Annotated in this window: 16 protein-coding genes; 11 read left to right on the top strand and 5 right to left on the bottom strand. The window is 56.2% G+C overall.

Going from position 1 to position 13,121, the window contains the following annotated elements:
- The first annotated feature begins 198 nt into the window (after window positions 1-198).
- From AB8996_RS10145 to AB8996_RS10105, 9 genes are all read left to right on the top strand, one after another.
- On the top strand, window positions 199-441 hold the full coding sequence (locus AB8996_RS10145; protein WP_369298870.1) for an RNA-binding S4 domain-containing protein: 243 nt from the start codon (window positions 199-201) through the stop codon (window positions 439-441).
- Between the two features lie 372 nt (window positions 442-813).
- Complete coding sequence (locus AB8996_RS10140; protein WP_369298869.1) at window positions 814-1,089, top strand: YabP/YqfC family sporulation protein; 276 nt, start codon at window positions 814-816, stop codon at window positions 1,087-1,089.
- Window positions 1,086-1,520 (top strand): spore cortex biosynthesis protein YabQ, encoded by a 435-nt coding sequence (yabQ, locus tag AB8996_RS10135; protein WP_369298868.1) that lies wholly within the window; start codon window positions 1,086-1,088, stop codon window positions 1,518-1,520. The genes AB8996_RS10140 and yabQ overlap by 4 nt, the downstream gene beginning before the upstream one ends.
- A gap of 85 nt (window positions 1,521-1,605) precedes the next feature.
- The gene (locus AB8996_RS10130; protein WP_369298867.1) at window positions 1,606-1,917 is read left to right on the top strand and encodes a septum formation initiator family protein; all 312 of its coding nucleotides are present in this window, start codon (window positions 1,606-1,608) and stop codon (window positions 1,915-1,917) included.
- Window positions 1,918-1,970: 53 nt separating this feature from the next.
- On the top strand, window positions 1,971-2,474 hold the full coding sequence (locus AB8996_RS10125) for a S1 RNA-binding domain-containing protein (RefSeq protein ID WP_369298866.1): 504 nt from the start codon (window positions 1,971-1,973) through the stop codon (window positions 2,472-2,474).
- Window positions 2,475-2,706: 232 nt separating this feature from the next.
- Window positions 2,707-3,546 (top strand): fumarate hydratase, encoded by an 840-nt coding sequence (locus AB8996_RS10120; RefSeq protein ID WP_369298865.1) that lies wholly within the window; start codon window positions 2,707-2,709, stop codon window positions 3,544-3,546.
- Window positions 3,547-3,633: 87 nt separating this feature from the next.
- A complete protein-coding gene (raiA, locus tag AB8996_RS10115) occupies window positions 3,634-4,164 on the top strand; it encodes a ribosome-associated translation inhibitor RaiA (protein ID WP_369298864.1) in 531 nt (176 codons plus the stop codon).
- Window positions 4,165-4,250: 86 nt separating this feature from the next.
- The gene (locus tag AB8996_RS10110; protein WP_369298863.1) at window positions 4,251-5,372 is read left to right on the top strand and encodes a class I SAM-dependent RNA methyltransferase; all 1,122 of its coding nucleotides are present in this window, start codon (window positions 4,251-4,253) and stop codon (window positions 5,370-5,372) included.
- Window positions 5,373-5,383: 11 nt separating this feature from the next.
- Window positions 5,384-5,959 (top strand): GNAT family N-acetyltransferase, encoded by a 576-nt coding sequence (locus tag AB8996_RS10105; protein WP_369298862.1) that lies wholly within the window; start codon window positions 5,384-5,386, stop codon window positions 5,957-5,959.
- A 42-nt stretch (window positions 5,960-6,001) separates the two neighbouring features.
- Here AB8996_RS10105 and AB8996_RS10100 read toward each other — a convergent pair whose 3' ends face one another.
- The gene (locus AB8996_RS10100; protein ID WP_369298861.1) at window positions 6,002-7,339 is read right to left on the bottom strand and encodes an MATE family efflux transporter; all 1,338 of its coding nucleotides are present in this window, start codon (window positions 7,337-7,339) and stop codon (window positions 6,002-6,004) included.
- Between the two features lie 465 nt (window positions 7,340-7,804).
- Here AB8996_RS10100 and groES point away from each other — a divergent pair, with 465 nt between their 5' ends.
- Together groES and groL are read left to right on the top strand one after the other, a co-directional pair.
- Window positions 7,805-8,089: a co-chaperone GroES gene (gene groES, locus AB8996_RS10095; protein WP_369298860.1), complete on the top strand. Its 285-nt coding sequence runs from the start codon at window positions 7,805-7,807 to the stop codon at window positions 8,087-8,089.
- Window positions 8,090-8,135: 46 nt separating this feature from the next.
- On the top strand, window positions 8,136-9,755 hold the full coding sequence (gene groL / locus AB8996_RS10090) for a chaperonin GroEL (protein ID WP_369298859.1): 1,620 nt from the start codon (window positions 8,136-8,138) through the stop codon (window positions 9,753-9,755).
- 89 nt (window positions 9,756-9,844) lie between these two features.
- Here the strand turns inward: groL and AB8996_RS10085 are convergent, their stop codons facing one another.
- The 4 genes from AB8996_RS10085 to metA are packed head-to-tail and all read right to left on the bottom strand — an operon-like array spanning window position 9,845 to window position 12,709.
- Complete coding sequence (locus AB8996_RS10085) at window positions 9,845-10,441, bottom strand: GNAT family N-acetyltransferase (RefSeq protein ID WP_369298858.1); 597 nt, start codon at window positions 10,439-10,441, stop codon at window positions 9,845-9,847.
- Between the two features lie 12 nt (window positions 10,442-10,453).
- The gene (locus tag AB8996_RS10080) at window positions 10,454-11,086 is read right to left on the bottom strand and encodes an HAD family hydrolase (protein WP_369298857.1); all 633 of its coding nucleotides are present in this window, start codon (window positions 11,084-11,086) and stop codon (window positions 10,454-10,456) included.
- Window positions 11,076-11,786: a 4Fe-4S double cluster binding domain-containing protein gene (locus AB8996_RS10075; protein ID WP_369298856.1), complete on the bottom strand. Its 711-nt coding sequence runs from the start codon at window positions 11,784-11,786 to the stop codon at window positions 11,076-11,078. The genes AB8996_RS10080 and AB8996_RS10075 overlap by 11 nt, the downstream gene beginning before the upstream one ends.
- Window positions 11,783-12,709 carry a homoserine O-succinyltransferase gene (gene metA, locus AB8996_RS10070; protein ID WP_369298855.1) on the bottom strand — a complete coding sequence of 309 codons (927 nt, stop codon included), beginning with the start codon at window positions 12,707-12,709 and terminating at the stop codon, window positions 11,783-11,785. Before metA ends, AB8996_RS10075 begins: the two co-directional genes overlap by 4 nt.
- Between the last annotated feature and the right edge of the window lie 412 nt (window positions 12,710-13,121).

Below are 13,121 nucleotides of genomic sequence, written 5' to 3'. Positions count from 1 at the left end.
ACAAGAGGAAAATCTTTTTGTGGAGCCAGCGTGTACTGGTCGTGACCGGGCGACCCGACCGCGGCAATTCACAAGAGGAAAATCTTTTTGTGGAGCCAGCGTGTACTGGTCGTGACCGGGCGGTCTGACCGGCAGCAGTCCGAAAAAGAAATTCCATTCCACGCTCCAATATCAAATCAGGAAACAGGAGAAAACGATATGCGTTTGGATAAGTATTTGAAAATTTCCCGCTTGATCAAGCGCCGCACCGTGGCAAACGAAGCCTGCGATGCAGGGCGTGTGCTGGTAAACGGCAAGGCGGCACGGGCTTCCTACGACGTCAAGGCAGGGGACGTGCTGGAAATTTCCCTGGGTGAGCGCGTGCTGAAGGCGCGGGTGCTTTCCGTTACGGAATACGCCAAAAAAGAGGAAGCCTCCGACCTCTATCAAATGCTGGAATAATGATCGCAAAGCGATCATCAGAGAGAACCCCTGAGGTCTCACGACCTCTCTTTTGTTTCGCAAGAAGCATAAGCCTTTCCTGCGGAAAGACTGGGCTTCTCTAAATGGACGATAGATGCTGGAAAGGAAAAAAGCTGTGGTCGGGTTGCTGGTTGTTTCCTTGCATAAAGAAGCTGCACGATTGCCCACCGCAAGGTGAAAATGATCGCAAAGCGATCATCAGAGAGACCCCCTGAGGTCTCACGACCTCTCTTTTGCTTCGCAAAAGCACCGGGCGTCTCCAAGCAGTGGGCGCATTCTGCGCCTATGGAGGAATGATTTTTCTTCCCGCGGCATATCCATTTCTTTGAAACCAGGAAAGGAATGGAGCATATGGCAGAACGGGAAAAACCTGCAAGAAAGCACGCTTTTACCGTGGACTCCCGTGAAAGGCTCACCGCTACCGGCATCAACCGGGTCATCTATTGCAGCGATGAGTTGATTACGGCGGAGACGGACACGGGGCAATTTCATATCAAGGGCAGAGGAATGCACATCGACGTGCTCAGCTCCGACACCGGGGATATGCTGGTAGTGGGAGAGATCATCGCGGTTTCCTATACGGAGAAAAGGCAGGCGCGTTCCACGCTGGGGCGGCTGTTCCAATGATGACGGTTACGGGGGAGCTTCTCTTTTTCTGTCTGGCAGCGGGGGCGGCTCTGGGCTGCCTTCTTTTGCTGTTCCGGGTCGTGCGGATCCTCACCCACGCGGGGAAGCTTCTGACGGCGCTGCTGGACATCCTTTACTGCTGTCTCTGTACCCTCGTGGTCTTCCTCTGCGCCCTGGCGGTAGACCGGGGCAGGCTGCGGCTGTTACAGGCGCTGCTCCAGCTTTTGGGCGGCTGGGCGGTGGTAACGGCTCTGGGTCCCTTTGTGTCCGGCGCGGCGCGGCGGCTCAAAAAAATTTTTTGTAAGGTTTCCTCTTTTTTTCGGAAACGTTGGGGCATTCTCGTCTCGCATTTTCGCCCTAAGAAGCGGAAACCTGCGAAAAACCGCAAAAAGGACGGAAAAAAAGCGAAAAAAACGGGAAAAAAGACTTGAAAAACTTATGTCTACCAGTATATAATAGGACAATAAGGAAAGAAACGGAAACTCCGGGTTCCGAAACAGACGGGAGGCGGCGCTGTTGCACGAGATCAAAACAGAAAAATATCGCGGCTTCGTGCCGCTGAGGATCGCTCTGTTCGTGCTGGCGGGTGCTGCTTTGGTCACTTTGGTTTTTTGGCAAATGCGTATCTCTGATAAGCGGGCGGAGCTTGCGGCGCTGCAAACACAGATCGAAATGCAGAATACCAAAAACGCGGAGATCCAGAAAACGGTCAGTTCTCTGGAAAATGATAACGGGCTGAAGGAATATGCGGAACGGAAAGCCCGGGAAGACCTTGATTACGCCAAGCCCGAGGAACGTATTTTTGTGGATGTGGGCGGCGGAGACTAACCGCCCTGCACAATATATCCAAGCCGAAAAAACCGAGGAGGAAATGGCTTTCTATGCAGCTTGAGGTTGGAGAGATCTATGAGGGTAAGGTAAGCGGTATCACAAAATTCGGCGCTTTCGTGACCTTTGAGGGCGGTCAGACAGGAATGGTACATATTTCCGAGGTCGCGCCTACCTTTGTCAATGAAATCAAGGATTTCCTGACAGAGGGGCAGGCGGTTAAGGTGAAGGTCCTCTCCGTCAGCGAAGAGGGAAAGATCAGCCTGTCCATCAAAAAAGCGCTGCCAGAAGAGCAGCGCCGCCCTCCGCGCCGTCAGGAAGGCGGCTTCCGCCGGGACAGCGGGCGCAGCTCCCGTCCCCAGCACCGCCCTCATCCGGCGCCCCAGCCCAGCCCCGGCAGACCGGGAGATTTTGAGTGGCAGAGCCGCCGCAACGACAGCGGCAGCTTTGAAGATATGATGTCCCGCTTTAAGCAGACCAGCGATGAGAAAATGTCCGACCTCAAACGCAGTGGGGTGGACCTGCGGAAGGGTTCTACCCGCCGGGGGCAGAAATAAAGCAGATCAAAAAAGCCCAAACGGGCTTTTGAGCGTGTCGAAAAAATATTTCGTCCCGCTCAAACATCGTGAGGAAATCAAAGATTTTCTCACGATGCTGTGATTGAAAAGTGAGAGAGAACTGTCAGAGTTCTCTCTCACAATTCTCTTTCCCTCCGTATTCGTGAATTGGAGATTTTATCAACAGACTGAAAGCCCAAGCGGGCTTTTTTCTATCTGGAAAGGAGAGCTTATGCGGGAAGTAAACAGTGAATCGATCGCCGCCGCCGTCCGGCAGGCGTGTATCGACGCCAACCGGGAGCTGCCAGCCGATCTGGAGCGGCTGGTGCGGGAAAGCCCCGCCCGGGAGGAAAGCCCTGCGGGGAAAGCCATTCTCTGCGACCTGTGCCGGAACCTGGACGCGGCGAGGGGCATGGAGATCCCCATTTGCCAGGACACGGGCATGGCGGTGGTGTTTGCCGAGGTGGGGCAGGAGCTCCACATCATCGGCGATTTTGAAGCCGCTGTCCATCAGGGTGTGCGGGAGGGCTATCTCACAGGTCTGCTCCGCTGCTCTGTGGTAAAGGACCCTCTCCGCAGGGAAAATACCGGGGACAACACCCCCGCGGTGCTCCATACCAGGCTGGTTCCAGGGGACAGGCTCCGCCTGACCGTCGCCCCCAAGGGCTTTGGCAGCGAGAACATGAGCCGCCTGAAAATGTTCACCCCGGCGGCAAAGCCGGAGGACATTGTGGATTTTGTCACGGAGACCGTCGTCCTCGCGGGCAGCAACCCCTGCCCGCCCATCGTGCTGGGCGTGGGGATCGGAGGGGATTTCGAGCTTTGCGCCCTTCTTGCGAAGCAGGCGCTGTGCAGGGACGTTTCCCGGCGGAACCCCGATCCTTACTATGCCGATCTGGAAGAAAAGCTGCTCCGCGCGGTCAATGAGACAGATGTAGGACCCCAGGGCTTTGGCGGGAAGGTGACCGCCCTTGCCGTGAACGTGGAGGCGTACCCCACACATATCGCCGGGCTGCCGGTGGCGGTCAACGTGGGCTGTCACGTTACCCGTCACAAAACTGTACTAATTTGAAAGAAGCCTATTGACTATTTTGTGGAAATCTGCTAAAATCAAATTGCAGGAAGATTTCCTGAAATCTGTCGAAAGGGAGTACACAACATGAAGATCAATGTTATCGGAAGAAAAGTCACGCTGAGAAACAACTTTAAGGAAATGGCGGAACGGAAGCTCTCCAAATTCGACAGGATATTTGACGAGGACGCCGAAGCCACCGTCACCGCGACGGTGGAAAAGAACCGCCAGACAGTGGAGGTCACGATCCGCCAGCGCGGCATGATCTACCGGGCGGAGGATACGGCTCCTGAAATGAATGAAGCGCTGGATCACGCCATTGCCGCCCTGGGCAGGCAGATCCGCCGGAACAAGACCCGGCTGGAGAAGGCGAAGAAAATGTCCCCCGGCGTGGAGCTTGCGGACGATTATTATTACGATGAGCCGGACGAAGCCCTGGACGTGGTGCGCACCAAGCGGTTCTTTGTGGAGGTCATGACTCCTGAGGAAGCCATTCTCCAGATGAACATGATGGATCACGAATTTTTCCTGTTCCGGGACGACGAAAGCGGAGAGATCAATGTGGTGTACCGCAGGAAAGACGGCAATTACGGCTTGCTGATCCCCGATGTGAAGTGAGCGGGGAAGCTTGTAAGATAAAATAGTATGAGAGCGGCGGGAAAACCGTGACGGTTTTCCCGCTGTTTTGCGGAAAAGAGGAAAAAATGCAGGAAAAGATCAGGTTTTGCGTACCCTGTCTGCTGGGCGTGGAAGGTCTGGCGGCGGAGGAGCTGCGGGATATGGGCTGTGAAGAGGTGGCGGCGGAAAACGGGCGGGTGCTTTTTTCGGGAAACGAGGCAATCCTTGCCCGCGCCAACCTGAACTGCCGTTATTCCGAGCGCGTCATGATTTTGCTGGGCGAGTTCCCGGCGGCAAGCTTTGAAGAGCTGTTCCAGGGGGTCAAAGCATTGCCCTGGGAGGAATACCTCCGGCAGGACGACGAATTTCCCGTCACGGGCAGTTCCCTTTCCAGCCAGCTCCACAGCGTGCCGGACTGCCAGTCCATTGTGAAAAAAGCGGTGGTGGAGCGGCTGAAAGAAAAATACCACCTGTCCTGGTTCCCGGAGACAGGCGCGCTCCACCGCATTCGGTTCCGTATTTTGAAGGATAAGGTCAGCATTTTGCTGGACACCAGCGGCGCCGGGCTGCACAAGCGGGGCTACCGCAGGGAGTCCACGGAAGCTCCCATGAAGGAAACGCTGGCGGCGGCGCTGGTGAAGCTTGCCCGCGTCCGCACCGACGGCAATTTCTTAGACCCCTTCTGCGGTTCGGGAACGCTCCTGATCGAAGCCGCCCTGCTCGCCACCCATACCGCCCCCGGGCTTCACCGCCGCTTTAACGCCGAAACATGGCAGGACGCGGATAAAGCCGTCTGGAAAGCCGAGCGGGAACGGGCAGCCGCCCAAATCCGAACGGACGCAACCTTTCATGCCACCGGCTTTGACCTTGACCCAGCCGCGGTTTCCCTGACGCTGGAAAACGCGAAAAAAGCCGGGGTGGGGAAATATGTGCAGGCGCGGCAGCAGGACGTGCGCGATTTCACCTGCGCCGACCGCTACGGCTGCGTGGTCTGCAACCCGCCCTATGGCGAACGCCTGCTGGACGTCCGCTCTGCCCGGGAGCTGTACAAAGTCATGGGTCAGGTTTTTCTCCGGCAGCCGGGGTGGAGCTACGGCGTCATCACCCCGGACGAGGAATTTGAAGCCCTGTTCGGCAGGAAAGCGGACAAGCGCCGGAAGCTGTACAACGGCATGATAAAGTGCCAGTTTTACCAGTATTTTAAGTGAGGGGATATGTGATGTCTCTGCTGCAAAAGTTGAAAGGGGAAACGGAAACCGGGCGGCTGCTGCTCCGCCGCTGGAAGCGGGAGGATTTCCGGGAATACGTCAAGATCATGTCCGACCCGGAGGTGATGGTTCCCGCCGGGACGGAAACCCTGAGCACTCTGGAAAAAGCCATGACCCAGTTCAACCGGGACTGCCGCAGCGAGGGCTGCTTTGCCATTGTGCTGAAGGAAACGGGGGAGGTCATAGGGCGCATCAAGTTCCAGGACGACCTGCGCCGTTTCCATGTGCACGCCCTGTCCCTGGGCTACGAGCTGCGGAAGGACCAGTGGGGCAATGGCTACATGACGGAGGCCGTTACCGCCATGATTGTCCGCGCCTTCGAGCGGGAAAAGGTGGACGTGCTGGGGATCAGCCACTTTTCCGAAAACGACCGTTCCCGCCGTGTCATCGAAAAATGCGGCTTTCATTATGAGGGCACCATTCATCACGCCACCCGCCGCAGCGACGGGAAAATCATGGACGATATGTGCTATTCCCTGCTGAAAGAGGATTACCCGGAGTGGAAAGCTGCTTTTTCCCCACAGTAAATTTTTTAGAATAAAAATCCCCTGCGATTTGCAGGGGATTTTTCATGCTGGATTCCGCTTTTTTAGCTGTCGATAATACAGCACGCCGACGGTATCCGCTAAAAACCACCCGATGGGCACTGACCACCAGATCCCGGCAACGCCCACCTGGGGCAGGGCGGACAGGGTATAGGCAAGCAGCACCCGGGTGCCCAGTGAAATCCCGGTAAGCACCAGGGACATTCCCGGGCGCTCAATGGCGCGGTACAGCCCGTAAAGTAAAAACAGCCCGCCGATGCCGCAGTAAAACGCCCCCTCGATCCGCAGGTACTGCACTCCCACCGCCAGGATTTCCGTCTCCTGGGGCTGGATAAAGAGGAGCAGCAGCTGCCGGGCGAACAGCACGACCACAGCGGAAACGCACAGGGAAAAAATCAGGGAAGCCTTCACCGCCGCGCGGATCCCCTGCCCGATGCGTTCCTGTTTTTTTGCCCCGTGGTTCTGGGCGATAAAGGTGGAAAAAGCGTTGCCGAAATCCTGCACCGGCATATAGGCGAAAGAGTCGATCTTCACCGCCGCCGCAAAAGCAGCCATCACGCCCGCGCCGAAGCTGTTCACCAGCCCCTGCACCATCAGGATACCCAGATTCATCACGGACTGCTGCAGGCAGGTGAGAATGGACGCTCCGCCGATCTCCCGAAAGGCTTTCCCGCTGAGCTTTGCCGTGCTCCGGGTAAGGCGCAGCCACGGGAATTTCACCAGCGTGTACACCAATATCCCCACGCCGGAGCACCACTGCGCGATCACCGTCGCCCAGGCAGCCCCGGCGATCCCCCAGTGGAACGCCAGCACAAACAGCAGGTCCAGCACGATGTTCAGCGCCGCGGAAACGCCTAAAAACAGCAGCGGCGCAAGAGAGTTCCCCACCGCGCGCAGAAGCGAGGCGTAATAATTATAGAAAAAGGTGGCGGCGATCCCGAAGAAGATGATCCAAACATATTCCCGCATGAGCGGATAGACCTCGCCCGGTACGGACAGCGCCCGCAAAATCCAGTCCAGCCCCAGAAAGGCGGCTGTGTTCAAAAGAAGCGTCAGCGCGGCGATCAGCACAAAGGAAACAAAGCGGTCGTTTCTCAGCTTTTCCAGATTCTTTTCCCCGTACCGCATGGAAAACACCGCGCCGCTGCCCATGCACAGCCCCAGTAAAATAGAGGTGAGAAAGGTCATCAGTGTGTAGGCGGAGCCAACGGCCGCCAGCGCCGTTGCCCCCAGCGCCCTTCCCACGATCAGCGTGTCGGCAATATTGTAAAATTGCTGCAGCAGGTTGCCGCAGATCATAGGCAGGGCAAAGCGCAGCATAGTTTTTGTGACAGGTCCTTGTGTTAAATCGTAGTGCGCCATAGTTGTGATTCCTCCTAAAAGTATCATACCTGAAAACGCGGGGAAGGTCAAATTGGATTCTCGATGTTGGGAAAGGAAGGGAAGAAATGGGGAAGGGGCAGTCAACTGGTCGCCCTCCGGCGTCCAAAAGCCGGAAGCAAAACCCGAAAATATGAAGGATTTGTTAAAAGTCAAATTTTTCAAAAAAGCCTATTGACTTTTCCTGACCATGTGGCTAAAATAAGTTTAGCACTCAGGGAACAAGAGTGCTAAATCCTTGTCAAAGGACGGCACGGAAAAATCCCCTGGGACCGCCGGGAAAAATGCGGCGGACAACTAAGATTTCCTTTTTTCGTATGGCGGCGTGAAGCGCGGCTGTGCGGTTTTAGCTTTCTTCCCCGGAGAGAGCGAAAACGACAGATTTTTTCCGGGGAGAAAGGATAGGCTCCTGAAAACGGAAAATCAAAGGGAGCCAAGGTGAGGTTCATGACCATTAAACCACTGCTGGACAGAGTTCTTATCAAGGCTGAGGAAGCGGAAGAGACCACCAAAAGCGGCATCGTGCTGGCGGCAAAGTCCCAGGAGAAGCCCCAGATCGCCCGGGTCGTCGCGGTAGGTCCCGGCGGCGAGGTGGACGGCAAGGAAGTTAAGATGTACCTGAAAGAGGGCGACCGCGTCATCTCCGCCAAGTACACCGGCACTGAGGTGAAGATCGACGGCGAGGAGTACACCATCGTCAAGCAGTCCGACATTTTGGCAATCGTCGAATAAGGTTTCGCACACAATCATTCAGTAAATTTGGAAAGGACATGATACAATGGCAAAGCAGATTATTTACGGCGAGGACGCACGCAAGGCTCTTTTGAACGGCGTGAACCAGCTTGCCGATACGGTAAAGATCACTCTGGGGCCCAAGGGGCGCAACGTGGTGCTGGATAAGAAATTTGGCGCCCCCCTTATCACCAACGACGGCGTGACCATCGCAAAAGAGGTGGAGCTGGACGATCCCTATGAGAACATGGGCGCACAGTTGGTAAAGGAAGTTGCCACCAAGACCAACGACATCGCCGGCGACGGTACTACCACCGCCACGCTGCTGGCACAGGCGCTGGTCCGCGAGGGCATGAAGAACGTCACCGCAGGCGCGAACCCCATGGTGCTGCGCAAGGGCGTGCAGAAGGCGACTGAGGTCGCTGTGGAAGCTATCGAGAAAAACTCCCACAAGGTGTCCGGCACCAAGGATATCGCCCGTGTGGCTGCCGTTTCCTCTTCCAGCGACGAGATCGGCAATCTGATCGCCGAAGCCATGGAAAAGGTCACCTCCGACGGCGTCATCACCGTGGAGGAAAGCAAGACCGCCGATACCTACAGCGAAGTGGTAGAGGGCATGATGTTCGACCGCGGCTACATCACTCCTTACATGGCAACCGATACCGATAAAATGGTCGCCGAGCTGGACGATCCCTATATCCTCATCACCGATAAGAAAATTTCCAACATTCAGGAGATCCTGCCCCTGCTGGAGCAGGTGGTACAGTCCGGCAAGAAGCTGCTGATCGTTGCCGAGGATATCGAGGGCGAGGCTCTCACCACCCTGATCCTCAATAGGCTGCGCGGCACCTTCACCTGCGTGGCGGTCAAAGCCCCCGGCTTCGGCGACCGCAGAAAGGAAATGCTTCAGGATATCGCCGTTCTGACAGGCGGTCAGGTCATTTCCGAGGAACTGGGTCTGGAGCTGAAGGACGCGCAGGTGAGCCAGCTGGGCCGCGCCCGTCAGGTCAAGGTCGATAAGGAAAACACCATTATCGTAGACGGCGCCGGCAATTCCGAGGACATCAAGTCCCGCGTGAACCAGATCCGCGCCCAGATCGAAACCACCACCTCTGATTTCGACAGAGAGAAGCTGCAGGAGCGCCTGGCAAAGCTGGCTGGCGGCGTAGCCGTTATCAAGGTCGGCGCTGCTACTGAGATCGAAATGAAGGAAAAGAAGCTCCGTATCGAGGACGCTCTGGCAGCCACCAAGGCAGCCGTGGAAGAGGGTATCGTAGCCGGCGGCGGCACTGCCTGCATCGACGCGATCCCTGCCGTCAAGGCATATGTGGAGTCCGCTGAGGGCGACGAAAAGACCGGCGCCGCTATCGTGTTGAAGGCTCTGGAGGAGCCTGTCCGCCAGATCGCTGCCAACGCCGGTATCGAAGGATCGATCATCGTGGAGCAGCTCAAGGCAAAGAATCAGGTCGGCTATGGCTACAATGCCCTGACCGGCGAGTTCCAGGATATGGTCGAGTCCGGCATCGTGGACCCCACCAAGGTCACCCGTTCCGCCCTGCAGAACGCTTCCTCCGTGGCTTCCACCATTCTGACCACCGAATCCCTGGTGGCGGACATCAAGGAGCCCACACCTCCCGCAGCCCCTGCCGCTCCCGAGATGTACTAAGTTAGATATTAGTTGTAAGTAGTTAGTTGTCAGATAAAAACCCCCGAGGGTCTTGAAGAGACCTTCGGGGGTTTTTCTATGTTCTGCTTCTATAAATAGAAGGGCTGTCCTGCTTTCTTTGGACGCAGGTCCGTGGGCAGCAGGGAATAGAGGGAAAGGTCCACAATGCCCTTGTCCGGCCAGAGGATTCCCTCCCGGATCGTGCCCTCCTTCTGGAAGCCGCAGCGCTCCAGCACCAGAATGCCCCGGTAATTGATGGGCATGACATAAGCCTGGATACGGTGCAGTTCCACCTTTTCCATCAGATATTCCGTCACCTCTCTGAGCGCCCCGGAAGCATACCCCTTGCCCCAGTATCTTCGGTTGATGGTAAAGCGGATCGAGGCAGTTTCCACCTCCGGCGCTACGTCAAAGATTTCAAAAATACCCACCAATTGGTGGTTGCCGTCATTGGAATAGATGCCGAGAACGACAGCCTTCCGCTCCCGGAACAGCGCCTCCGCCTGCCGCAGCTTGGGGGCGCATTCCGAATAAGTGCGTAAAGCGGCGGTAGGGGCGAAGCGGTAATTTTCATCGTCCCCCATGATCTCCCACAGTGATCTCAAGTCCAGCTCCGTCATACGGGTCAGCGTCACCTTTTCCCCGGCGATGAACGGAAAGCTGGAAAACAGCAGATTGGTTTTCATACCGTTCCCCTTTTAAGAATTTTGCAGATATTCCAGCACCTTTGCGGGGCTTTCCGCGCTGACCGCCCCCGGCGGCACCGTGCCGAACCCGTACCCGGCATGCAGGAAAGGCACCCCTGCCTGCTTTGCGGCGTTGCAGTCGATGACGGTGTCCCCAACATAAACGGGCGCTTTCAAATGGTTGCGCTCCACCACCAGACGAATGTTGTCGCCTTTTTCCAGCCCGGTCACGCCGCTGCATTCCCAGTCGGTGAAATATTGTTCCATCTTATGGGCTTCCAGGAAGCAGGAAATGTACCCGTCGTTGCAGTTGCTCACGATAAATAACGGCGCTTCTTTTGACAGGGCGCTCAGCATTTCTTCCATGCCCTCGTACAGTATGCCGCCGTTTTTCCGCAGGTGCTCGTTTTCCACCTCACAGCACCGGGCGAACAGCTCCAGCCCCCGTTCCCTGGAAAGCTGGGGGTACAGCTTTCGCATCAGCCCCTCCGCCGTCATGCCCATCACGTTTTCCAGCTCCTGCATGGTCGGCGGGCGCTCTATGTCCGGCGCGTCCTTCAGCGCTATCGTCCAGGATTCCCAGACAGGCTTTGCGGCGTTCCACAGCGTTCCGTCCAGATCGAATAAAATGCCGTCATATTTCATGGCTTTTCTCGCTCCTTTTCAAATATCTCTGCGTGTACGGGCACACCTGGATACATTTCCCGCACAGGGTGATCTCCTCCTGTATCCGCTCCGCTGCCAGCTTTCGTGCCGCTTTGCGGCAGGCTTCCACGTCCACCAGCTGTTCCCGTTCTGTTGTAATATCCCACAGCGTGCCGGTAATGGCTTTTCCGGGGCAGGATTCCGTGCAGTTCTTGCAGCTTCCGCATCGGGAAGCATCGATCGCCTGTCCATAGGAATCAAATTCCCCGTCGGTCAGCACCGAGCTCAGCCGCACCGCCGAGCCGTACTCCGGCGTGACCAGCAGCGCGTTTTTGCCGATCCACCCCAGCCCCGCCCGGGTACAGCAGGTCTTGTGGGGGACAGCCGTGTGGTATCCGGCGTTTTCCACCACAACGGTGGTAGTCTGCGCCACTGCCCGGAACCCGTGCTGAACGATGTATTCCGCCGCCGCTTCGGCAAGGCGGTCCAGCTTTTCATTCAGCGCGTGGTACTGCTGAAAATATTCTCTGGTCGGTCCGGCTGCGATCCCCTCTACCGTTTCTGCAGGGAGGGGGACAGCCAGCGCCACCGTGCGGTCCAGCCCGTCATAGGAAAGCCCTGCCATGTCCCCGAAGCCCACCAGTCCCGCGCCCTGTTCATACAGCAGCTCGCTCAGCTCCTTTGTGGAAAGCAGGTTCATGGAAGCTCCTCCTTGCCAAGAAAATCATAGGGCGTCTGCTGGTACACAAAGTAATTCAGCCAGTTGGAGACCAGCAGATGGGCGTTGCTCCGCCAGGTAAACGGCGGCGTTTTCGTGTCGTCGTCATTCGGGAAATAATTGTAGGGGACCTTCGGGTTCAGCCCCTTGTTCACGTCCCGGAAATATTCCTTTGCCAGTGTGTCCCGGTCATATTCCGCGTGCCCCGTCACAAAGAACTGCCGCCCGGTCCGCTCGGCTACAATATGTAAGCCCGCCCTGTCCGACACTGCCAGCGGGATCAGCTCCTCGTGGAGCTTCACGTCCTCCAGCCGAGTCTCCGTGTACCGGGAATGGGGGGCAAAGTAATTGTCGTCGAACCCCCGCATCAGCGGGTGATAGGGGTTCAATACCCTGTGCTTGTAAATGCCGCTGAGCTTTTCCGGCAGGTCGTACTTTGGCACGCCGTAATGATAATACAGCCCAGCCTGGGCGCCCCAGCAGATATGCAGCACAGAGTACACATTTTCCTTGCTCCACTCCATAATGCGGCACATCTCGTCCCAGTAATCCACCTCTTCAAAGGGCAGCTGCTCCACCGGCGCCCCGGTGATGATCAGCCCGTCGAATTTCTCCGCCTTTACGTCGTCAAAAGTTTTATAAAAGGTATTGAGATGGGAAGCGCTGGTATTTTTGCTCACATGGCTCGCTGTGTGCAGCAGCTCCACGTCCACCTGTAAAGGCGTGTTGCCCAGCAGCCGCAGCAGCTGGGTTTCCGTTTCCAGCTTGGTGGGCATGAGGTTCAAAATGGCGATCTTCAGCGGACGGATATCCTGCCCCGCCGCCCGCTCATGGGTCATCACGAAAATATTTTCCTGTTCCAGCACCTCTACAGCGGGCAGCTCCGCCTGAATGCGAATGGGCATATAGATACCGCCTTTCGGATAATGTCCAGATTTTGGGGATAATAGAAAAAAGTGAAAGAGTTCGCGAAAAAAGCTTGCACTTCTTCGGGAAACTGTGGTATACTTGAAACACTCCGTAAAGCGGAGCCGTTGGTCCTCTTATTTATTATGTATAAGAGAAGCAACGGGATAAGTATATCACATCCGGCAGGGAATTGTACAGGAAACTTCCCAAAGTTTTTTGAAAATCCTCTGCAAATCTTCTTTGAAAAACTTTTTTCAAAAATCTGAAAAAAAGTGTTGACAGGAGGGTATGGAATGTGATAAGATAATCGAGCGCTCAAAAGAGAGGGCAAGGAAGCGGCAGAGAGCCGGGAGGCGCCAGGTCGCGGAAAAGCCTGAGAATTTGGGAGCAAATGGACCTTGAAAATTA

Source organism: uncultured Neglectibacter sp. (assembly GCA_937958185.1).
Classification (GTDB): domain Bacteria; phylum Bacillota; class Clostridia; order Oscillospirales; family Acutalibacteraceae; genus Acutalibacter.
Note: the sequence above shows the minus strand (reverse complement) of the source record. Positions and strands in the feature narration are given on the sequence as shown.

Excerpts from the sequence above, each read along its gene's own strand:
- AB8996_RS10145 (WP_369298870.1), top strand. The coding sequence starts at position 199 with ATGCGTTTGGATAAGTATTTGAAAATTTCCCGCTTGATCAAGCGCCGC.
- AB8996_RS10140 (WP_369298869.1), top strand. The coding sequence starts at position 814 with ATGGCAGAACGGGAAAAACCTGCAAGAAAGCACGCTTTTACCGTGGAC.
- groL (WP_369298859.1), top strand. The coding sequence starts at position 8,136 with ATGGCAAAGCAGATTATTTACGGCGAGGACGCACGCAAGGCTCTTTTG.
- AB8996_RS10120 (WP_369298865.1), top strand. The coding sequence starts at position 2,707 with ATGCGGGAAGTAAACAGTGAATCGATCGCCGCCGCCGTCCGGCAGGCG.
- groES (WP_369298860.1), top strand. The coding sequence starts at position 7,805 with ATGACCATTAAACCACTGCTGGACAGAGTTCTTATCAAGGCTGAGGAA.
- AB8996_RS10080 (WP_369298857.1), bottom strand. The coding sequence starts at position 11,086 with ATGAAATATGACGGCATTTTATTCGATCTGGACGGAACGCTGTGGAAC.
- AB8996_RS10100 (WP_369298861.1), bottom strand. The coding sequence starts at position 7,339 with ATGGCGCACTACGATTTAACACAAGGACCTGTCACAAAAACTATGCTG.
- AB8996_RS10085 (WP_369298858.1), bottom strand. The coding sequence starts at position 10,441 with ATGAAAACCAATCTGCTGTTTTCCAGCTTTCCGTTCATCGCCGGGGAA.
- metA (WP_369298855.1), bottom strand. The coding sequence starts at position 12,709 with ATGCCCATTCGCATTCAGGCGGAGCTGCCCGCTGTAGAGGTGCTGGAA.
- raiA (WP_369298864.1), top strand. The coding sequence starts at position 3,634 with ATGAAGATCAATGTTATCGGAAGAAAAGTCACGCTGAGAAACAACTTT.
- AB8996_RS10075 (WP_369298856.1), bottom strand. The coding sequence starts at position 11,786 with ATGAACCTGCTTTCCACAAAGGAGCTGAGCGAGCTGCTGTATGAACAG.
- yabQ (WP_369298868.1), top strand. The coding sequence starts at position 1,086 with ATGATGACGGTTACGGGGGAGCTTCTCTTTTTCTGTCTGGCAGCGGGG.
- AB8996_RS10125 (WP_369298866.1), top strand. The coding sequence starts at position 1,971 with ATGCAGCTTGAGGTTGGAGAGATCTATGAGGGTAAGGTAAGCGGTATC.
- AB8996_RS10110 (WP_369298863.1), top strand. The coding sequence starts at position 4,251 with ATGCAGGAAAAGATCAGGTTTTGCGTACCCTGTCTGCTGGGCGTGGAA.
- AB8996_RS10105 (WP_369298862.1), top strand. The coding sequence starts at position 5,384 with ATGTCTCTGCTGCAAAAGTTGAAAGGGGAAACGGAAACCGGGCGGCTG.